The sequence below is a fragment of the Streptomyces sp. NPDC048288 genome, assembly GCF_043201555.1.
Classification (GTDB): Bacteria; Actinomycetota; Actinomycetes; order Streptomycetales; family Streptomycetaceae; genus Streptomyces.
This window is the reverse complement of the sequence record NZ_JBICZD010000016.1, coordinates 51759-70386: the sequence shown is the minus strand read 5'-3', so window position 1 is coordinate 70386 and position 18628 is coordinate 51759. Positions and strand designations below refer to the sequence as shown.

Annotated in this window: 21 protein-coding genes, 1 tRNA gene and 1 pseudogene; 5 read left to right on the top strand and 18 right to left on the bottom strand. The window is 66.1% G+C overall.

Annotated features, from left to right (window positions below):
- Positions 1-84 precede the first annotated feature (84 nt).
- Positions 85-888, top strand: coding sequence for a nuclease-related domain-containing protein (locus ACGFZS_RS42175; RefSeq protein WP_393799610.1), 804 nt, complete (start codon positions 85-87; stop codon positions 886-888).
- Positions 889-1002: 114 nt separating this feature from the next.
- On the opposite strand, the gene ligD is transcribed toward ACGFZS_RS42175, so the two are convergent.
- Complete coding sequence (ligD, locus tag ACGFZS_RS42170; RefSeq protein ID WP_393799609.1) at positions 1003-1887, bottom strand: non-homologous end-joining DNA ligase; 885 nt, start codon at positions 1885-1887, stop codon at positions 1003-1005.
- Between the two features lie 75 nt (positions 1888-1962).
- Between ligD and ACGFZS_RS42165 the strand changes: the two genes are divergently transcribed.
- The 3 genes from ACGFZS_RS42165 (at position 1963) to ACGFZS_RS42155 (ending at position 4349) form a co-directional block, all read left to right on the top strand.
- Positions 1963-2889 carry a Ku protein gene (locus ACGFZS_RS42165; protein ID WP_393799608.1) on the top strand — a complete coding sequence of 309 codons (927 nt, stop codon included), beginning with the start codon at positions 1963-1965 and terminating at the stop codon, positions 2887-2889.
- Positions 2890-3072: 183 nt separating this feature from the next.
- Positions 3073-3144 (top strand) — tRNA-Arg (locus tag ACGFZS_RS42160).
- Positions 3145-3644: 500 nt separating this feature from the next.
- Positions 3645-4349 (top strand): hypothetical protein, encoded by a 705-nt coding sequence (locus tag ACGFZS_RS42155; protein WP_393799607.1) that lies wholly within the window; start codon positions 3645-3647, stop codon positions 4347-4349.
- 84 nt (positions 4350-4433) lie between these two features.
- Here ACGFZS_RS42155 and ACGFZS_RS42150 read toward each other — a convergent pair whose 3' ends face one another.
- The 8 genes from ACGFZS_RS42150 to ACGFZS_RS42115 all read right to left on the bottom strand — a co-directional run bounded on the left by ACGFZS_RS42150 (position 4434) and on the right by ACGFZS_RS42115 (position 9955).
- Positions 4434-5822: a tyrosine-type recombinase/integrase gene (locus ACGFZS_RS42150; protein ID WP_393799606.1), complete on the bottom strand. Its 1389-nt coding sequence runs from the start codon at positions 5820-5822 to the stop codon at positions 4434-4436.
- Complete coding sequence (locus ACGFZS_RS42145; RefSeq protein ID WP_393799605.1) at positions 5819-6031, bottom strand: helix-turn-helix transcriptional regulator; 213 nt, start codon at positions 6029-6031, stop codon at positions 5819-5821. Before ACGFZS_RS42145 ends, ACGFZS_RS42150 begins: the two co-directional genes overlap by 4 nt.
- Entirely contained in the window at positions 6021-7394 is a 1374-nt protein-coding gene (locus tag ACGFZS_RS42140; RefSeq protein WP_393799604.1) for a replication initiator, read from the bottom strand. The genes ACGFZS_RS42145 and ACGFZS_RS42140 overlap by 11 nt, the downstream gene beginning before the upstream one ends.
- Positions 7391-7654 carry a hypothetical protein gene (locus ACGFZS_RS42135; RefSeq protein ID WP_355718427.1) on the bottom strand — a complete coding sequence of 88 codons (264 nt, stop codon included), beginning with the start codon at positions 7652-7654 and terminating at the stop codon, positions 7391-7393. Before ACGFZS_RS42135 ends, ACGFZS_RS42140 begins: the two co-directional genes overlap by 4 nt.
- Positions 7655-7758: 104 nt before the next feature.
- Positions 7759-8049, bottom strand: coding sequence for a hypothetical protein (locus tag ACGFZS_RS42130; protein WP_393799603.1), 291 nt, complete (start codon positions 8047-8049; stop codon positions 7759-7761).
- Positions 8050-8081: 32 nt separating this feature from the next.
- Positions 8082-8276 carry a hypothetical protein gene (locus ACGFZS_RS42125; protein WP_393799602.1) on the bottom strand — a complete coding sequence of 65 codons (195 nt, stop codon included), beginning with the start codon at positions 8274-8276 and terminating at the stop codon, positions 8082-8084.
- 12 nt (positions 8277-8288) lie between these two features.
- Entirely contained in the window at positions 8289-9554 is a 1266-nt protein-coding gene (locus tag ACGFZS_RS42120; RefSeq protein WP_393799711.1) for an FtsK/SpoIIIE domain-containing protein, read from the bottom strand.
- A 53-nt stretch (positions 9555-9607) separates the two neighbouring features.
- Positions 9608-9955 carry a hypothetical protein gene (locus ACGFZS_RS42115; RefSeq protein ID WP_393799601.1) on the bottom strand — a complete coding sequence of 116 codons (348 nt, stop codon included), beginning with the start codon at positions 9953-9955 and terminating at the stop codon, positions 9608-9610.
- Positions 9956-10159: 204 nt separating this feature from the next.
- Here ACGFZS_RS42115 and ACGFZS_RS42110 point away from each other — a divergent pair, with 204 nt between their 5' ends.
- A complete protein-coding gene (locus tag ACGFZS_RS42110) occupies positions 10160-10900 on the top strand; it encodes a GntR family transcriptional regulator (protein WP_393799600.1) in 741 nt (246 codons plus the stop codon).
- A 593-nt stretch (positions 10901-11493) separates the two neighbouring features.
- Here ACGFZS_RS42110 and ACGFZS_RS42105 read toward each other — a convergent pair.
- The 9 genes and pseudogenes from ACGFZS_RS42105 to ACGFZS_RS42065 all read right to left on the bottom strand — a co-directional run bounded on the left by ACGFZS_RS42105 (position 11494) and on the right by ACGFZS_RS42065 (position 18310).
- The gene (locus ACGFZS_RS42105) at positions 11494-11880 is read right to left on the bottom strand and encodes a hypothetical protein (RefSeq protein WP_393799599.1); all 387 of its coding nucleotides are present in this window, start codon (positions 11878-11880) and stop codon (positions 11494-11496) included.
- 13 nt (positions 11881-11893) lie between these two features.
- A complete protein-coding gene (locus ACGFZS_RS42100) occupies positions 11894-12445 on the bottom strand; it encodes a hypothetical protein (RefSeq protein WP_393799598.1) in 552 nt (183 codons plus the stop codon).
- A 666-nt stretch (positions 12446-13111) separates the two neighbouring features.
- Positions 13112-13586, bottom strand: a pseudogene (locus tag ACGFZS_RS42095) (tyrosine-type recombinase/integrase); the annotation flags it as partial.
- A gap of 213 nt (positions 13587-13799) precedes the next feature.
- Positions 13800-14222, bottom strand: a complete 423-nt coding sequence (locus tag ACGFZS_RS42090) for a hypothetical protein (RefSeq protein ID WP_393799597.1) — start codon at positions 14220-14222, stop codon at positions 13800-13802.
- Positions 14223-14228: 6 nt separating this feature from the next.
- The gene (locus ACGFZS_RS42085) at positions 14229-15608 is read right to left on the bottom strand and encodes a TIR domain-containing protein (RefSeq protein ID WP_393799596.1); all 1380 of its coding nucleotides are present in this window, start codon (positions 15606-15608) and stop codon (positions 14229-14231) included.
- A gap of 173 nt (positions 15609-15781) precedes the next feature.
- Positions 15782-16585 (bottom strand): DUF6928 family protein, encoded by an 804-nt coding sequence (locus ACGFZS_RS42080; RefSeq protein WP_393799595.1) that lies wholly within the window; start codon positions 16583-16585, stop codon positions 15782-15784.
- Positions 16586-17127: 542 nt separating this feature from the next.
- Complete coding sequence (locus ACGFZS_RS42075; protein ID WP_393799594.1) at positions 17128-17457, bottom strand: hypothetical protein; 330 nt, start codon at positions 17455-17457, stop codon at positions 17128-17130.
- A gap of 3 nt (positions 17458-17460) precedes the next feature.
- On the bottom strand, positions 17461-17769 hold the full coding sequence (locus ACGFZS_RS42070) for a hypothetical protein (RefSeq protein ID WP_393799593.1): 309 nt from the start codon (positions 17767-17769) through the stop codon (positions 17461-17463).
- Positions 17759-18310, bottom strand: a complete 552-nt coding sequence (locus ACGFZS_RS42065; protein ID WP_393799710.1) for a bifunctional DNA primase/polymerase — start codon at positions 18308-18310, stop codon at positions 17759-17761. Before ACGFZS_RS42065 ends, ACGFZS_RS42070 begins: the two co-directional genes overlap by 11 nt.
- Positions 18311-18628 lie beyond the last annotated feature (318 nt).

Here is an 18628-nt window from a genome sequence, read left to right as displayed (position 1 = left end):
CGCGCGCCAACCCCTGTCAAAGGTAGCCGGGTTCTTGCCCCTGGAGCACCCCGCCTGTTCCCATGGTCGAGGGGTGATGTCGCAATGAGCGGACTGCGCGTGGTGCCGACCTGGCGGCACGGCCAGGAGCGGCTGTACGTCTGCCGCCCGGACGGACGGAACATCGCCTGGTACGACCGTGAGGCGGGCCGGGTCAACGTGCTCAGCGAGGAGCGCCTGGACGACGTACTCGAAACCCTGCGGCCGTTCCTGACCGGCCCGGTCACGGTCGGCCCGCCCCCGGTGCCCACGCCCGCCGAGCTGGCGCGGCTGACCCTGCACCCCGACGACGACCTGGCGCCCAACCGCCCCGGCGAGGCGCTGCTGATCGCCCTCGACCGGGACCCCGGCCCGGCCCACCGGCTCCGCCCGGACCCGCGCCGCCGGGCCCTGGCCGCCGAGCAGACCGTCGGCGACGCGCTGGACCGCCTGGACGGCGTCGGCTGGCACGCCCTGCACTCCGTCCCGCTCCCCGGTGGCGACCGCCTCCATCACCTGCTGATCGGCCCCGGCGGCATCTTCTGCTTCCACGCGCTCTCCGCCCGCAAGCAGAAGGTCCTGGTCGCCGACCCGATGGTCACCCTGGGCCGCCGCGAGCCCCAGCCCCTGCTGCGCCGCCTCCGCGCCGACGCCGACCGTGCCTCGTACGCCCTCACGGCCGAGGTCCACCCCGTCCTCGCCCTCACCGAACCGGCGGACATCACGTTCACCGCCCCGCCCCGCGAGGTCCGCGTACTCCGCGACCGGGACCTGGACGCCCTGTCCCGCCTCGGCGGCGTCCTCAAACCGGCGGACGTGGAGGCCCTGCACGCGATGGCACGGGACCGGAACACGTGGGGGAGGGTGTAGGGGCGCCCGCCCGACGGTCCCGGCGCGACCCCTCAGAGCGGGGGCGCCCACGCATTCTTGGGGCACAGGAGGCGCTCGCGTCCCACCCGTCCTCAAGGCAGCGGGCACACGCCCTCAAGGCAGCGGGGTCGCCCGCCCCGCGTCCAGCAGTGGCGCCAGCAGATCCCCGTGGACCTGGACGCGCGGAGCGATGTCCCCCGCCCGGAATTCCAGCTGCCGCCCCGCCGCCCGGCACTCCGCGACCTCCTCCCACGTCACGGGCGCCGACACCGTCTCCGTCCGCCGCGCCCGGACCGTGTACGGCGTCGCCGTCGTCTTCCGCCCCGCGTTCTGACTCCAGTCCACGAACACCTTCCCGGGCCGCAGACTCCGCGTCATCCGGTGCAGCACCAGCCCCGGCAGCGCGCGCTCCGCCTCCACCGCCACCCCCTTCGCGTACTCACTCACCCGCGCACTGCTCGCCCCCCGCACCCCCGCCAGCAGATGCAGCCCCTTCGACCCGGCCGTCTTGGCGTACGCCTCGATCCCGTCCGCCGCCAGCCGCTCCCGCAGCCACAGCGCGACCTCGCAGCACTCCACCGCCGAGGCCGGCGCCCCCGGATCCAGGTCGAACACCAGCCGGTCCGCCTCGTCCGGCGCCTGCGCCCGCCACTGATGCGTATGGAACTCGGTGACCAGATTCGCCGCCCACATCAGACTCGCGAGGTCCTGCACCAGCACCATCCGCGCCGCCCCCTCCGACCGCGCCACCTCGACGGTCGTGACCCACTCGGGCGTACCCGGCGGCACGTTCTTGGTGAAGAAGACCTGGCCGTCCGGCCCGTCCGGATAACGCAGGAAGGACACCGGCCGGTCCCGCAGATGCGGCAGCAGCACCCCGGCCGTCGTCGCGTAGTAGTGCAACAGCTCACCCTTGGTGAACCCGGTCGCCGGATACAGCACCTTCTCCAGATTGCTGAGCGCGACCCTCCGCCCGTCCACCTCAGTGATCGGCGTCATACGATGACAATCTCACATAAACCCCTCCTGTCCCGACCCTCCGACCCCCCGACCGTCGGCCGGAAGGAGCCACAAGTGCGATCCATCTGGAACGGCGCGATCTCCTTCGGTCTCGTCAGCATCCCGATCAAGCTGGTGAACGCCACGGAGAGCCACTCGATCTCCTTCCGCCAGGTCCACACCGAGGACAACGGCCGCATCCGCTACCGCAAGTTCTGCGAGCTGGAGGACCGCGAGGTCGCCCAGTCGGAGATCGGCAAGGGGTACGAGGACGCCGACGGCACGATCATCCCGATCACCGACGACGACCTCTCCCACCTGCCCATCCCCACCGCCCGCACCATCGAGATCGTGGCCTTCGTCCCGGCCGAGCGCATCGACCCGCTCCAGATGGACGCCGCGTACTACCTGGCCGCCTCCGGCGCTCCTGCCGCCAAGCCGTACACCCTGCTCCGCGAGGCCCTGAAACGCAGCCACAAGGTCGCCATCGCCAAATACGCCCTCCGCGGCCGCGAACGCCTCGGCATGCTCCGCGTCGTCGGCGACGCCATCGCCATGCACGGCCTCCTCTGGCCCGACGAGGTCCGCGCCCCCGAGGGCATCGCCCCCGACACCGACGTCACCGTCCGCGACAAGGAACTCGACCTCGCCGACGCCCTCATGGACACCCTCGGCGAGGTCGACCTGGAGGACCTCCACGACGAATACCGCCAGGCCCTCGAAGACGTCATCGCCGCCAAAGCCGCCGGCGAGACCCCGCCGGAAACCCCGTCCACCGCACCGGCCGGCAAGGTCCTCGACCTGATGGCAGCCCTGGAGAAGAGCGTCCGAGCAGCGAAGGAGTCGCGAGGAGAGCCGGCGGAGGCAGAGATCACCCCACTACCCAGCAAGAAGCAGACGCCGAAGAAGACCACAGCCAAGAAGGCAGCACCGAAGAAGTCCACAACAACGAAGAAGCCCGCGACAGCAAAAAAGACCACTCCCCGCAAACGCCCCGCCTAACACCAAAACGCCCCAAACCAACCCAGCGAACCACGCGCCCAGCCCCCCGCAACCCTCACGCCGGCCATGATCAGCTTCACCCCACCCCAAGCCCACCCACCGCCCGAGAAACCCGTTCATGAACACCCCGGACGAGCTGGTAGTGTTCTACCCGTCGCCGCGAGCAAGCGCTCAACGCCAGACGCCCCCGTAGCTCAGGGGATAGAGCAACGGCCTCCGGAGCCGTGTGCGCAGGTTCGAATCCTGCCGGGGGCACACTGTGTAAGTGTGCCAAAGACCCCGCCGCCAGCGCGTTTGCTGGGTGCGGGGTCTTGTTGTTTGCGCAGGCGGATGCGGTCGGATGCAGCCGTTTGCCAGTGATCACGTAATAACGACGTAATGATCTTGGTGGCCCTTCCGGCAGGTAGACGCCCGTTTCCCGCCTCCTTGCCCTGTCCCCGCGAGGGCGACCGAGTCTCTTCGTCTGGCCCCGTTCAAGCGAAACCCCGGACATGGGGCCACGAGGCCAGGCTTCCATATTCGCGCTGCCCGCATCTGAGGTCCCGCAGTGCGAGAGCCTGGGTGCGACCGACCGCACACCCACTTGACGCAATCGGCGCTGCCAGCATGGCACCTCGGCCTCGACCGCTCAGGACTCCGCCGAGGCCCCGCTGTCCCATGCCGGCACGCTGGATCAAGGAGTAGAGATGCTGGCGAATCTACTGCCTGGCCTTCGTGACGTCCGGGCGCCGCTGTCGGCGGGGTGTATATGGCTCTTGACGCTCTGGCTGATCATGGAGCGTCGGGTCCCCACTCGGGAGCAGGCGCATGGCGTGTGGGCGTCGCTGTACCGTCTGGGCGGTTTACTGGGCCCTACCGGAGCATTGGCATCCGCAGCCTTTGCCGCCTACCTCATCGGTGCGATGTTGATGGTTCGAGTTGCCACTGTGAATGTGCAGGAAGCGCGCAAGACGGCGTGGCTCAGGAACATGCAGACGGCCTTCAGGCCGCGCGTGTCCAGACTCGCGTTCGATGACCTGATCCACTTTCTGCAGGCGCAAGGGCGAGTACTGGTACCGACACCAGAAGAAGCCAGAGATCCTCGGCAAGAGCAGAGCCAACGTGGTCTGGTCAATCTTGTAGCACGTGACGTTCTTGGCGAGACCAGGCAACTTCGTATCAAACTCCTGATCGCCAACTACGACTTGTTCAACGAGTACGACCGAGCTGTGGGCGAGGCCGAGTTCCGCAAGAACGTCGCCTATTCCCTCATAGGTCTGGCAGCCGCGCTCAGCTGGCTGTACTCCCCTTGGTGGGCTCTCATGCTGGTCGTGTCCTTCCGGCTCTACGTCGCCGGAGTAGGGAGTGAGCGGATAGCCAACGACGTCATCATCGAAGCTGTAGTGGCAGGGCTCCTAGAACCCGCCACCTTGACCGGAGCCGCGGGCCTGCCGGCAGTTCCTGTGGAGCGCGGCCCGTAGTTTCGCGAGAGTCCGACACACCTTCGACACGACGAAGCCCCGGATCTCTCCGGGGCTCGCGTGAGGGCGTGTGGGCCGTGTCAGTCAGTCTTCGCTGTCGTCCTCCTCTCCCAGCCCTTTCAGGATCCGGTCGTTCATCTCTTGCTCCTGGCCGTCGATGCACTTGGCGTAGATCTTCAGTAGGACATCGACCGAGTGGCCGGCGCGGGCCGCTACTTCCGGGGCGGGTACGCCGGAGTTGAGCCACTGGGAGACACCTGCGTGCCGGAGGTCGTACGGGCGAGCCGCCAGGACTGAGGCAACCTGTTCGGGCGGGAACGCCAGGGCACGGGCTTGCTTCCACGCGCGCGAGTACGACGAGGCGGCGATCACGTTGCCCCGCTCGCTGGAGAACAGCCGGCCGTCGTCCGCCGTACCGAACTCCTTGATGTGGTCCTGGAGCATCCGCACGAGCGGAGGCGGTACTGGCACGGTGCGTACCTCACCGTCTGCCCGCTGCTTCAGGCCGCGCCGATCGTGTGCCTCACCGGAGTCGGTCCACGCCTTACCCGCGGTGGGCCTGGTCTCAGCCAGATCGATCCGACCCCAGCCCCTCTCCGGGAGCGTGCAGTCCGAGAGCCGCAGCCCGAGTGCTTCGCCGGGGCGCATGGCCGCGTAGTACAGGCAACCGAAGAACGCCCGTAACCGCCGGCCGCTCGCCCGGTCGTAGCCGCCGACGTACGTGACCGCCGCCAGCAGCTCCCGCGCCTGCCGAGGGTTGACCACCACCCGACGGTCGACTTCCTGCACTGCTCGCTTTCCCCTCTTACGGCGCACACGGCTCAGCGGGTTCGAGGTCAGCGCCTCCAGCTCCACCCCGTATTCGAGGACGTTGAAGACCACCGCACGCCGCCGGCGGTACGTCTGCGTCGCCGCGGGCTTGCCGTCGAGCTTCCGTGTGAGCGCGTCGATCAGCTCGTGGGCGCGGGTGATCTCCTGGAGTTCGGCCACCGGCAGCGATGCCTTCTCGATCCACTTCACCGCCGCCACGATTTCCACCGGCCGTTCACGCTCCCTCCGAGACGGAGGCAGTACGTACGAGCGCAGTGCCCGCCGAAGATCGGCTGAGGCAGGACGCCCGCGGACCGACTTGACCAGCGCAGGCATGACTGTCGCCAGGGCATCGGTCATGCTGTCCCGCTGCTTCGCCGACGCCTCGGGCCACCGGGCATCGATGTACTTCAGCGCCAGCTCCAACAAGGACAGCGCGGCCTTTCCCCCACGCAGAGAGTCGGGCAGGCCGGTCACCGTGTCGAAGGGTTCCCCCTTGTCCGCCGCCCGCAGCAGTTTCGCGCGGAAGCGGTCGGCCAGCGGCTTCGTCTTGTACGACTCGTGAAAGGGCTCGCCGTCCACGGACCAGCGGACCAGGTGCGTCGGCTTCTTCGCGGAGCGGTTGATGCTCAGCTTCCAGATGACGACCTTGTAGGACTTCACGACGCAACCCCTTCCGCCCGGTCCTCCAACCAGTCGTTGAGCACGTCCCGCCGAACCCGGAGCTCCCCGTTCGGCAGCCGGATGCAGGCCGGGGCGATGCGCAGTTCCCGCCAGCGGTAGAAGGTGCGCCGCGATATGCCGCCCAGTTCGTCGAGCACCTGCCGCACGGTGAGCAGCTCAGCCGCCCTACCTCGGTTCTCACGCGCCATGACGACCACCGCTCTCCCGCACGGAGGCAGCCAGGAGCGCCGCCTCCGGCGAGTAGCCGCGCCCCGCGTAGCGCCACTGACCGACCGTGATGGTTGAGCGGTCGGCCAGGCCGAGCAGGGCTCGCTGTTCCTCCGCACGGTGGTCGGCACGGGCCTGCCGAAGCGCGGTCAGCGTGGTGGAGTACCTGCGCGACTTGGTAGAGAAGTGCCCGCCGTACCCGAGCATGTGAGCCCAACGGCGGAGCCCGAGCGACTCGAACTCCGGCAGGCCCCCGAGCCACCAGCACGTGCCGATCATGCGCAGCACATGTGCCCGCACGGGCAGCGTGACCATGTCCCGCGCGTGGTGGATCCGACCGTCCACCGCGCCGGTGGACTCTGCTCCTTTCGTGGCGTACTTGGCGATGTAGCCCGCCACGGCCGCCGCGGAGGGAGGCCGTTCCGCCGCATCCGGTCGGTACGCGGCGACTGGTCGTACGTCGACCTGCTTGCCGAAGCGCAGCTCCCGCTGACCGACGACGCTCGCCCCCGGAGCGCTCAGCCGCACCCGGCCGGCCACCGCCCGCACGGCATCCGTCAGGAGCGGCACGGTCGCCCAGCCAGGCGGAGCCGAGTCGGGCCCGTCCGGTCCGTCGAGGCGGATCACGCCATGGAAGTGAACCAGGCCCCGACGTTGGTACTCGGCGACCTTCGCGTACGAGAGCCGGGCGACCTTCCCGAACTCCGTACGCGGCACCCCGGCCCGCCGTGCGACCTCCCGCCGCAGCTCCAGCCCGAACCGGTGCCAGAGCTGACCGGCGAGCGCGTGCCAGAGGACGGCGCCCGCGTAGTCGTAGCAGCGCGGGCAGAGCGGTTCGCCGAGGCGAGGATCGTCGGCCGGGTGGCGCGTACGGCATCCGACCGGCCGCCCGTGGGTACAACGCTCTCCCGGCCGGCGTGGACGACAGGCCCGTACGAGCCCGCCGTGTTCCCGTCGCGTGTGGACCGGCCCGAAGCCTGGAGCGGTGAGCGTGGCGAACACGCGCGGGTGCCCGCTCACCGCCTCCGTGACGTTTTTGCCTCCGGCGAGTCCGGCCCGGATGAGTTGGTACGTGTCCGCCCGGTACAGCGCCGAGCAGGCCGGGCAGACCGTCGCTCGCCGGTTGCCGCACGCGATGAGCATTCGACCGCCGTAGACGTCCGACCCGTACGAGAGCAGAGCCGCCCCCGTTGTCGTGTCGAAGACAGTCGCTGCACCGACCAGGTGAATCGGATTGGTGCAGCCGCAGAGACGGACGATGTTCCGGCGCCAAGCGGCGAACTCCGGTTCCGCAGCCCTGGCGACCAGGGACACAGCGCTCCCTGGCACGAGGGTGGTGGTCATCGTCGACCACCCCCGCCGCCACCGAACGCATGGCCCATCACGGCCGAGATCCCCTCCGGCCGAGTCTTGGCGCTGAAGCGCAGCGTCGGATCCGTGAGCCAGAGCGCCGCAGCGTGGGCGGGGCACAGACGGCGCTCCGTGCCGTCGAGTTCGACGAGGACGACCTGTTCCAGCCCGGCGCAGGTCGAGACCTCCGAGTCTCGCTGCCTGAGTTCGCAGTCCGGCAGCGGGGATTTGCGCGAATGATGCGCGCTGGTCAAAGTGTGAGTGCTCCTTTCACTGCTCATGTGGCGGATGGAGTGGGTTCCTGACGGGGTCGGGTTTGGCGACTTCGCGCCCCGTCGGGAGCCCTTCGTACGGGCGATCACTGCCGTTCCTCGGGCGGGATCGCGACTACGACGTACGCGATCGGTCCGAATTCACGGCGTGCGTCGAAGTACCCCTGGCCGAGGTCCTCCGCCGGCACGCCGAGCGGAGCAGCAACGGAAGCCACTCCTTCTCGCCGACCGGCGGAGTCGGACGCGTCCACCAGGACGGCGACAGAGGCACGGCGCGGCACGACGACGGCAGGGTTGGCTGTCAGGAAGTCGATCAGCTCCCGCAGACCGGCCAGGAACTCGGCGCGGTCACCGGAGCGGATGGCGTACGCGGACACGTGGTGTCCCCCTCTCGGGTCAACGGGTCGTTTCAGAAGCGGAGTTGGCCGAGGAAGCCGTTCACCCCGTCGAGGACCGTCTGAACGAACGGCGCGGCCACGGTCTTGGCCAGCAGGAAGCCGAAGGCTCCGCAGAGCAGCGTGTCGGCCCACCTCAGGTACCGGATGCGCAGGAGGAACCAGATCAGCAGGCCGAGCAGCAGAGCGGCGGACATGGACACCAGCACGACAGGCCCCTTTCACAGCGCTTCGACGTGCAGCTCGGACAGGACGGGAGTCAGGTGCGCGTACTCGGCAGCGACGGCTTCGGCCTCCGCTTCCGTGATCAGGTGTGACCGGGCTCGTTCCCAGCCGTCGCCGGAGGCGAGGACGGCGGTACCGGCCTGTTCCGGGGTGATGGCTTGCGCCGCCTTGAGCGCGTCCGGGTTGAGGTCGCCGAGCGCCATTTCGGCCGTACCGGGGTCGGCGACGCGATGGCAGACCCGGCCGCTGAGTTGTGCCCGCAGGGCGGTGACGCCGGGCCCCAGGTCGGAACCGACACGCTGGCCGGCGACGACCAGGAACACCCCGAGTGCCGCACCGAGTTGGGCCAGCCGGATGAGCGCGGTTCCGGCCGCCTGTGCTTCGTCCTTCTCGTTCCGGTTCGCGACGAGGAACAGTTCCGCGAGCTCATCGACGATCACGACGACGGGGACAGGGCGTTCCTTGTCGGGCAACCCCCAGATGTTGCGGACGCGAGCCGCCCGGCAGACGGTCATCCGGTCGAGGGTCATATCCACGAGTGCGGTCAGCAGCCGGACCGCCTGTTCGCGGTTGGTGGCGAGGGCCGACAAACGCGGCTCGTAGAGGGACAGTTCCATGCCGCCCTTGCAGTCGATCCCGACGAGAGCGACGTGTTGCGGAGCCAGACCGGCTACGAGGGCGTTGATCAGGGTGGACTTGCCGGAGCGGGTGGCCCCCACGATCAGCCAGTGAGGCACGCGCCGCAGGTCGACCACCCACGCGACCCCGGTCTCCAGCACGCCCACGGCCACCCGAAGCAGATGACCGGGCCCCTGCTGCTTCGGAACCCGAGGATCGGCCAACGGATCGGCCGCCGACGCGACGATCCGTACGACCCCCGGCTTCCAGGAGGTCACCCGAACCGCGTGAACCTGCCAGTCCTCCGCCATGGCAGGCGCAGCCTTGACGAAGTCCTCCGGCACCTGGCCCGGCAGCAGCCGCACCAGCACGACGAAGCCGCCGGAGGTCGGTCGTATGAGTCCACGCCGGGGCACTCGGGGCTGCGGCGGAGGCGCCCCGTTGCCGACGAGCCCTGACACGACGGTCAACGCCGGCCGCCGACTCACGGCGAGACCGCACCCGGCCATCAGAAGCCGCCAGGTTCGCATGACCCGCAAGGCGACGGCCGGGAAGCCGAGTAACAGCCACCAGGCGACGGGGTAGCGGCGGCGCAGGGCCGGGCCCGCCAGAAGCAGTCCCACCCCCAGCGTTGCGGCCACCATCAGAACCCAACTCGGCCCGGTGGAACCGGCCGAAGTGGCGGCGGCGAAATCCATCACTGCCCGGCCCCCTTACCCGCCGACGGGGGCGCACTCAGGGGCCGAATCTCCGCCGCGCGGAACGCGATGCCGTGCCGCCCCTCGTTCTCCCAGGGCGTCGCGACCAGGTCGCGCACGGCGACCGGCATGCCCAGCTGCACACCGGCCGGCTCACCGGCCACGCTCACGTTCACGACGTCCGCCGACGTTCCGGCCATCAGGCAGAGGCCGACTTGGTACATGGTCTTACCGGTCTCGCGGTCGACCCGCAGCTGACCGGTCTCTCGGTTGGCAACCCGCGGAGCCGGGGGTACGGCGCAGATGATCCCCGTGTACTTCGCGGTGTCGATCGGAAGGCTTGCCACTGTTCGTCTCTCCTCATCTCAGGCACCCGAAGGCCGACCCTTCGGGTTGATAGACCACCCGTAGTACGGGTGGCGCCAACCAGAGTGCCGACCCGTAGTACGGGTTGTCAACAGCCTTCGCGTGGGAGAAGCTATGACCATCCATGGGCGGCACGTACCAACCACGGATGGAAGAAGCAGCGACCACGGCCACGGAGGGCCCGCATGCCGCCGAAGGACACGCAGCCGAAGTATCGGCAGATCGCCGACTACCTGCGCGATGGCATCTTGGACGGCACCTTCCCGGCCGGCCAGCCGCTTCCGTCGGAGGAGGCGTTGGCGAAGCAGTTCGGCGTCACGCGCCCCACAGTCCGTCAGGGCCTGGCCGAGCTAAGGGCATCCGGTCTCGTCGAGGCCATCATGGGCCGCGGCACCTTCGCCCGCTCCCCGCACAGCCGCCCCGGCCTCACGCGCCCGCGCGGCGTACGCCGAGCCTCAGACGGCCGCTACATCGAGGCCGACGGCATCCGCTGGACGGACGCTGAACCGCCGGTTGCGACTCGTACGGACGCCCCGTTGGCCCTAGCGGACCTACTCCGCATCCCGCCGGGCGAGCCGATGTTCACATACGACGCCCTTCAGACGGCAGACAACGGCCAGCTCCGCCAACTCCACCGGACATACGTGCCGTTCTCGGTGCTGGTCGACACCAAGTACGAGGAAGAGGCACCGCCGCCGGCACCGGAGCTCTACTCGGCGCTCGCCGACCTGGGCCACGAACTCCACTTCACGGAGTACATCCGCACTCGCATGCCACTACCGGATCAGGCCCAGGCACTGCGGCTGACGGACGGGGTGCCGCTCCTGCACGTCCTCCGCGTGACGCTCGAAGAACGGGACAAGCCCTTGGCTCTGGAGGAATTCCACCTACCGGGTGACGAGTTGGAGCTGTCGTTCAAGCTGTAGTCAGGGCTCTGGCGGCTCAGACTTTCTTCACGTGATCAAGGCGGCTCGCTCCGCTCACCGCGCGCGGCGTCGGCCCCCGGCCGGGCCTGCGCTCCTGTCTCCGCCCCGCTCCAGCCCGGCCGGGGGCCGACGCCGCGCTAGGAAATAAGCCGCCTGACACCAGGGAAATAGAATGTCGCGACTGAGACAGACGAGCCACTGCCCTAGAGCCCGCACCAATCCTCAGCCTATCTGTGACCCTGACCACTCCTAACCTCACACCCAGTAGGCCACTGGACAAATCCGCTCCGCCGGCTCGTTCCCCCTCATTGCCTTATCTCTACCGCGCCGAGCTACTCGAGAGAATTCGCGTCGCCCGTTCCATTGAAATGAAATGCACAGCCTCCTCTTCCTCTCCGCTAAGGAGGGTAATATCAAGCTGCAGCTCGAGGAGGGACCAAGCCCGCCTGCAGGCTTCTACGCGAAACCTACGAGCCTTCCCTTCATCGCCACATCGGTAGACGAGGAGTAGGTCAACATCAGATTCAGCACGAAACTTATCGCGCGAGGACCCGAACAAAAAAAGGCCCCAAGGCGGATTCAGGTTCTCGCTTTTAGCGATCCGATGGAGCAATGTAGTCAAGGAATTTATCTCCGTCATAATTCAATGCACCCATCCACTCTTTATATTTGAATAGACCCACACCGATTGACTTTGCGTATTCCTTGGCTTGCCCAGTGTACCCATTCCAGGCACTGACGGTGACGATGCACGTCACGGAAGGGTGCTCTTCGATAATTTCTTGAACGTCTGCCATGCCCACCGTGTAAACGTTGGTGACGTACAGCGTCACGGAGGATTTACCGGTTCGGGCGATTTCGTAAAGCTGCTTACTGACTTCCTTGTAATCGCAGACAGCATTGTGCCGAGACAGGGATCTCCTTACCACCTCAAGCGACTCGGGCCGGGGAACCTTCGCATAGTAATCGCCTTGTGTCATGTTGCACCCCTTCTTAGCTAAGCAGCTGGTTCATTTCTTCCGGAAACTGGGGGACCGAGGACGAGATAGCACCGAACACATGCTTGCGCTCAAACTCATCTACATGAATCCGGAAGCGCTCCAACAACATTATCTCGGCGGAGGACAATAGATGCGCATTGAAGTCTAGAACCCTGAGAATCATTCGATTGTTGGGAATGATCACCTCGCGCACTCGCGTCGTCCATATCTCGACAGCATCGGACAGAGGGTTCCATGAAGATTCCGCATAAGGCCCGAACGCGTCGAAGGTCGCTCGATTTTGATGAAGGATGGGTTCGAGCACAGACCGGGCCTCCTCCCGCCGGTCAAATGAGCGCGCACCGAAGGCACTCGAAATCCGGGCCTCATGCGAACTTTTCCAATCCTGGAGCAATTCGACAGGATATTGCACTTCTTGCGAGTCTACAATCTTATGGCAAATCAAACAAAGGAGTATCAGGTTTTCTTCGAGCGCCAACACTCTAGGGTCGAGGGCGGAATTAGCTCTGGGTCCCTTGGGGGATGCGGCGATGATGTGAGCCACCTCCCCAGCGTTAACCCGCATTCCATTCGCCGCCCTAACGAGGACAGGCTCTAGGCAGCGTGGATTCTGACAACGTCCCGCCGCGTCTGCATACAGGTTCCTTATTTCATTATTACCAATTGCCCTTGCCGCATTTTTACACCGTACCATTGCCCCTCCTGTCGATTCCTCATTAGTGAGGCTCGGAGTCCGTTGATCACACCGACCCTCTGCATCAGATAGTTTATCCACGACTTTCGTGAGAGAGGTGCCAGCAGGCCGTTGATCTTGCACGGACACCGAGCAAACTGACGCCTGCCGTCTGCCGCTGGGGGCTCAGGCACCGTTAGTTACGCGACCGCCGTCGCGACTTGCTCTGGTCGACGGCAGGGGCAACATGGCCTAGGCCGGTGGGGGTGCAGCGAGGCATACGCGCACCTGATCGGCCGACGCACCCGCCGTCGTGGCTGGCTGTCGTCGGCTGAGGTTCGTGCCACTGCCGTGCCAGATGCAGGGGTCAGCCGCGGTCAACGAGGTGCCTAGGGTTGAGTTGTTGGGTGTCTCACCAGTCGTCGAAGCCTCAGGTCACCTGCCCTACGCCCCACCCTCTCTCCTAAAGCGGGTGTCGCAGGTTCGAATCCTGCCGGGGGCCCCTCTGACATCTACAGCTGACATCAACGAGCGCGGTCACTGACGACCGGGCCGCCTCCTGAGCAGGCGGTCCATGTGGCTCATGGCTTCGCGCTGGGTGTCCTGGACGACGTGGGTGTAGACGTCCATGGTGATGCTGATCTGGGAGTGTCCGAGGATCTCCATCACGACGCGGGGCGCGACTCCGGCCGCCGTGAGGAGCGTGGCCGTGCCGTGGCGAGCGTCGTGCAGGCGGATGACGCGGAGGCCGGCGGACTCAGCGACTCGTGTGAACGAGCGGTAGAGGTTGCGCAGCTCCACCGGCCGACCGTTGCGCGTTGGCGAAGACGTAGCCGGCCTCCGACCAGGCGACGCCCGTGCGCGCGAATTTCTCCCGTTGTCGGAGCCGATACCAACTCAGCGATGCGATACAGAGAGCGGGCATCGGCACCACGCGGATGCTGCGCCTCTTGGGATCCTCGTCGCACAGCGTGCCCCGACGGCGCTGCATCTGTTGGCGGACGTGCACGACGCTTTCGACATCTTTCTTAGAGTCTCGGTAAGGCATAGAAATAGGGCTTCGCTAACGGTCAGCACAGCTCGACCGGCTCATACCTGAAGACGCTCCCGCGCTTCCGGGGCCCACACTCATACTACCGAGTCGCAGGTAGTCAGTCCTGCAACTCCACCGCGCAGGAACAACGTCCAGAGACGTGTGCCCGTGGCCGCATCCACTCCGCAGACTCTAACGAGAAAGCAGAATCGCCGTGGCGATATCTGTAGAAATAAGGGGAAGATGAATCATCAGAATAGTGCCAGAGAGGAAAGAGTCTTTCCATTTAACCCTCAAGGCGTACCGCTGAGTGTCCATGCTGAAAATTGGAACGATTTGCACGTCACGCTGAATGGCGTCGTTATAGAGTTGCCTGTACATTCGTTCACGGCGCAAGTATGAGCTGTCCAGGATCAAGAATCCAAGTCCAATTAACAGCACCATGGCAGCCACACGCCATTCTTTGCCCTGGATCGCCACGGCCAAAAGGACCCCAGTCGCGGTGACTGCCCAACCGCGTATTACGAAGCAGTTGTTTCCGAGTCGGGAAATGGTTGCCTGGATGAACTCAAGATGCTTAATCCTTTCGCTTTCCGAAGTCGCCTGCGGTTCCATGGGCGACTACTCCCCTGCGTGCGGCGGCGTGTGGATTTCCGCGTCGGTGGCGAGCCTCTCGAATCCCAATGAGGATGCGGGGATTTCCTCCGTCTGTGGAGGCCAGCCCGGGATAGGATATGCGGATGTAAAGTTCGCAATCATCCAGTCGAACCCAACCTTCCGCATAAGGATCGGATACACGGGGCGCAGTTCCCCATCGTTCACGATCAATACGCCTTCGTCGGCTGGTGACATCACGATCAGTTCGTAGTCTAGACCGATCCTGCGAGGATTGCTAGCCGCTCCCCAACCATCAATATCCCATTTCCTATAATGATCTTGCAAGACTTCAAGCTTGCTCTTTAGGAGATGTTTGGCGAGGGGATGATTGGGGCTCTTGACGGCCAGCTCTGCGGCCAGCTCTTCTCGATCATAGCGAGCCAGGCCAGGATGCCCCTCATTCGCGATAATCCAGTCCTGAGTCAAAGCCAGTCGCAGTTCACGCGTTAGCGCAGCCCAGACTGTGCGCTTCTTTCCGCGCTGAAGGTTTTCCAGCCAATTAGTGGCGGCGACGACAGGGCCATTTTCTCCATAATGGGAGTCGAACTCAGCGAGTAGGACTGCCAGCCGTTGGCGGGATGAGTTCTGCAGTTGAGGATGCCCAGTGGTCTCTATGACGCGCTCGAAGCATGCCATAGCCTGGCCCATTTCGCCGATTTTGTGATGCAAGACTCCTTCGAGGAACAGAACGTATGCCCTCTCGTCGCCGTGCCGAACTGAGAGCAATGCGTCAAGTTGCCGAATCGCATCCCGGGTGTCACCTTGCGCGGCAGCACCGAAAGCCTTATCAATGTCAGGGGATGACTGAATTCCGTCGAAGTGGAATGAAGTGCCAGGCGTGGAATTTGGTATTCCAAGTGGGGCAGGAAGGTCCCCCGGGTCGCGAAGGAGCACGCTGGCCAAACGTCCAAGGTCGGCGTCGGCAGACTCTCCAATTACAAACCAACTGGTGAGGTTCAGGGGAGGCGGGATGAGACTTGCATCCTCTGCCCGAAGGACAACCGGAATAAATTTAGCCCGTTCCCTTCTGCTGTGATAAAGGTCCGCTGTGATGAGGGCGCCCTCCCAGCGGACACCAGAGCCAATGCCTGGCCCAGTCTCTCGATTGAAGCGCTCAACGTAATTTTTAGTGACGACCACGATGACAAAATCGGAATTCTCGACTTCGCGTCGCATCCAATCTGGCCACGATTCGGGTGGATCATGTTCGTCAAATTGATCGATCCATGCGTCAACTCCGGCCTGTCGGAGACGATCGGCGAAAAGCCGAATGGCATCTCGGTGCGCTTCGCTATCATGCGAATATGAGATGAGAACCCGAGATCTAGAAGCGGTGGGCGTCATACGTGTCTCCAGGTCGAGCCTGATGCAGTGCGCCATAGCAAGATATGCAGTTTACCCGTTAACGAGCCGCTGGGTAGCGGTTTGGGCACCGCGAACGGTGCTGACGGACGTCGGTAAGCACCGACTCCACCACGCCCGCCGAAGCCACTAGGGCTAGCCGGTGTGACCTTCGCTCAGACTGCGGCCTCGTCGGGGTCCTCGTCCTCGTCTTCCGAGGAGCCACCGCGCTCATAACCCGAAACAGGAATCTCGCGGCCGTCAGCGAAGGCGCGCGCCGGGGCCATGGCTTCCACGGCTCTACCCAACTCCGCTTCCTGCTCTGCGGGATCGGGCCCGTGGGGGTCCCGCGTACGGAATCCGTGCAGCTCGATGGTGTCTGCGTCCACGTCATCGGGCTCGGGACGTCCCTCCAGGATGAAGCCGCAGAGGGCACGCAACGCGTCCTCGCCCAGCTCCAAGGGGTGAAAAGGCAGGGGGTACGGCTTTGCGTCTTCGTCAGGCCAGGGCACGATGCCGGCCGGACGGGTTCCGGCCCAGTAGGGCAGTTCGAAGGGGAGCGGTTCGCCGATGTTCTCGACGACGCCGCTGTCCGGGGACAGGCTCAGCGAGCGGACCAGGTGCCCGTCCTCCCACACGGCGAACGCAAGCCAGTCGATGACGCTGTGCATGGCGTGCAGGACGAGTCGTCGGCCGGCGCTTGCCGTCACCAGGTGCTCAGGGAGCTGGGAGGGGAGGTCGATCGTCACCCTCTGGTCACCGATGACCTCCACGCCAGGCCAGCTGGCGGCGTACGCCGTTCCCTTCAGGGGGTACGCGCCGTCCCAGAGAGTCGAGCCTTCGCACTCCTCGATCCCGCACTCGGGATACAGGCGCCGCATCATGGCGGCCGTCCGGTCACGGTCCGCCGGCCCCACTCGTCGAAGCAGCCCCGGTATGTCGCCGTCGGCGTACACCAGCAGTCCCGTCTTGGCTCCCACAGCCCCTCCCAGAGCGATGCCCGTCCCGGCTCACGCAACATAACCGCACGCACTGACAACAGGGCTGCCCCAGCCCCCTGCCCGGCCGGGCCGTCCCAGGACCCCCTCACGCTTCCCAACGGCGGCCCGACGCCCAGCTCGCACCCGTGACCGCACCACATCCGCACCAGATCGAGCGGGGAACAGCGGGGAATCACGGGGAGTGCCGCCGAGGCCGACCGGGTTCCATCCGGCCTGTTCGTGCAGGTCAGCACCCGGGCCCGTGCCAAATGCCCGCAGCTTCCCAAGCTGATGTCCCCTTGTGAGGACAAGTACACCCCTTGCTGCCCAACCAGCGAACATGCTGGTCTGCCGCTTCGTCCGGGCTGCGGCGCTGGGGCGCCGGTCCCGGCCGAGCGGCAGACGACAGACAAAGGGTCGACAGGCAGCAGAAGGCCCCGCACATCGGCCGCCGGGAGAGATGGCGATGTGCGGGGCCAGCCCGGCCGGTCGCAGGAGCCTGCCAGCACTGCGGCCAACCGGAGTCTCGCCGGTCGATACGGTCAGGCTGCTGACGAACTCCGACGGATCGTGCGCGTCGCCGTCGGCAATACGTCGGGACTCTTCCCCGTCTCTGCCACGAGGCCCGAGACGATCAGTTCGGCCAGCATCGCGGCCGCCTCCGGCCGGATGGTCCCAAGGCGTACCAGGCCGTCGCCGGAGACATTCACGTCAGCCGCGAGGCCGGGGAAGTCTGACTCCAGGCCCAGGGCTGTCAGCTGTGCGGCCAAGGCTCCTGCGCTGCGTCGAGCCTGAACCCAACCACGGACGTACGGAACTCCGGGCATCAGGTTCTCGGCGCGCTTGGCGACGACTCCCCGTCGGTCGGTCATGGCTCAGTCCTCTCCTGCGCGATGTTCGGCGGTTCCGCCGCCGCTCTTCTCACCCCGTACGCCCGTGGTCAGCGCCAGCCGCAGCAGCTCGGCCAGTCGCTCCGCGGTGGCCGGCGACACCTGGCCGAGTTCGACCAGGCCGTGCCCGAAGGCGTTCAAGTCGGCACGCAGGTAGGGGAAGTCCCTCTCCATCCCTGCACGGATCAAGGCGTCCCGTAGGGCGGTCGTGGCATTGCGGGCGGCATACCAGCCGTCGCTCTCCAAGGGGGACCAGGTGGCAGCGTCTTGCCGGTCCGTGGCGTCATCCGGCATCTGCCGCGCTCCCCTCGATGGGAGTCAGAGCCAGTGCAGCCGCAGACGGGTAGCGCTCGCCATACCGGTCCACGCGGGCGAGCAACTCGGCGGAGGCTACGAGCATCGTGGCCAAGGCGACCGGCCTGAGCGGGTTGGCCATTGGGCGCCGGACCGGGGCGCGGAGCCACTCGTAACGGTCGCCGGGCATCGGCATGGGGCCAGGGACGACCACCACCGACCCATTGCTCAGGTAGCGGTACGGAGGCGGGGTGCCCTCTTCACGTCCGAGGTAGTGAGCGAAGTCCTCCCGACTCTTCGAGCCCAGGAAGAAGCCCACGCGCCGGCTCTTGTGGTCGAGCACCGTTGGGCCGAAAGGCAGTCCGCGCCTCAGCAGTTGATCGAACGTCTCGATGCCGACTCGCTGCTCGACCGTCACCATGTCGAAGTAGCGGCCGGCCGGGAGCATGTACGGCGCCCGAGGATCGTCCGCCCAGGTAGCCCGGCAGCGCGCCGGATCGTCAGCGGCAGCGGAGAGCCATTCGATGCCCCTCCTCGTCATCCTCTGCACGTCATCTCACCTCGGTCAGAACCGGAGACGGTTGCGGCTGCGACGCCGCCTTGTGTCCAGAGTCGGGGGCAGGGTCCGGGCCAGGGCAGATGACGAGAGGTGACGGGGGATGACGCGGCAAGCGTGGACGTGTCATCCCCCGTCGTCAATCAACGGCCTACGGTTACTTGCAGCGCGCGGCGATGAACAGCGCGTACATTCGGTCGTAAGGTCAGAGAACCGTGCGCCCCGGAAGTCGCGCCCGTTCACACGTGGGGAAGGAATGGTCACGTCTTCGCTGGAGTCGACCAGCGTTCACTTACGGCAAGC

Coding starts and splice junctions, on each gene's coding strand:
- ACGFZS_RS42175 (WP_393799610.1), top strand. CDS start 85: ATGAGCGGACTGCGCGTGGTGCCGACCTGGCGGCACGGCCAGGAGCGG.
- ligD (WP_393799609.1), bottom strand. CDS start 1,887: ATGACGCCGATCACTGAGGTGGACGGGCGGAGGGTCGCGCTCAGCAAT.
- ACGFZS_RS42145 (WP_393799605.1), bottom strand. CDS start 6,031: ATGGCGCGTGAGAACCGAGGTAGGGCGGCTGAGCTGCTCACCGTGCGG.
- ACGFZS_RS42140 (WP_393799604.1), bottom strand. CDS start 7,394: ATGACCACCACCCTCGTGCCAGGGAGCGCTGTGTCCCTGGTCGCCAGG.
- ACGFZS_RS42120 (WP_393799711.1), bottom strand. CDS start 9,554: ATGGTGGCCGCAACGCTGGGGGTGGGACTGCTTCTGGCGGGCCCGGCC.
- ACGFZS_RS42110 (WP_393799600.1), top strand. CDS start 10,160: ATGCCGCCGAAGGACACGCAGCCGAAGTATCGGCAGATCGCCGACTAC.
- ACGFZS_RS42105 (WP_393799599.1), bottom strand. CDS start 11,880: ATGACACAAGGCGATTACTATGCGAAGGTTCCCCGGCCCGAGTCGCTT.
- ACGFZS_RS42090 (WP_393799597.1), bottom strand. CDS start 14,222: ATGGAACCGCAGGCGACTTCGGAAAGCGAAAGGATTAAGCATCTTGAG.
- ACGFZS_RS42085 (WP_393799596.1), bottom strand. CDS start 15,608: ATGACGCCCACCGCTTCTAGATCTCGGGTTCTCATCTCATATTCGCAT.
- ACGFZS_RS42075 (WP_393799594.1), bottom strand. CDS start 17,457: ATGACCGACCGACGGGGAGTCGTCGCCAAGCGCGCCGAGAACCTGATG.
- ACGFZS_RS42070 (WP_393799593.1), bottom strand. CDS start 17,769: ATGCCGGATGACGCCACGGACCGGCAAGACGCTGCCACCTGGTCCCCC.
- ACGFZS_RS42065 (WP_393799710.1), bottom strand. CDS start 18,310: ATGACGAGGAGGGGCATCGAATGGCTCTCCGCTGCCGCTGACGATCCG.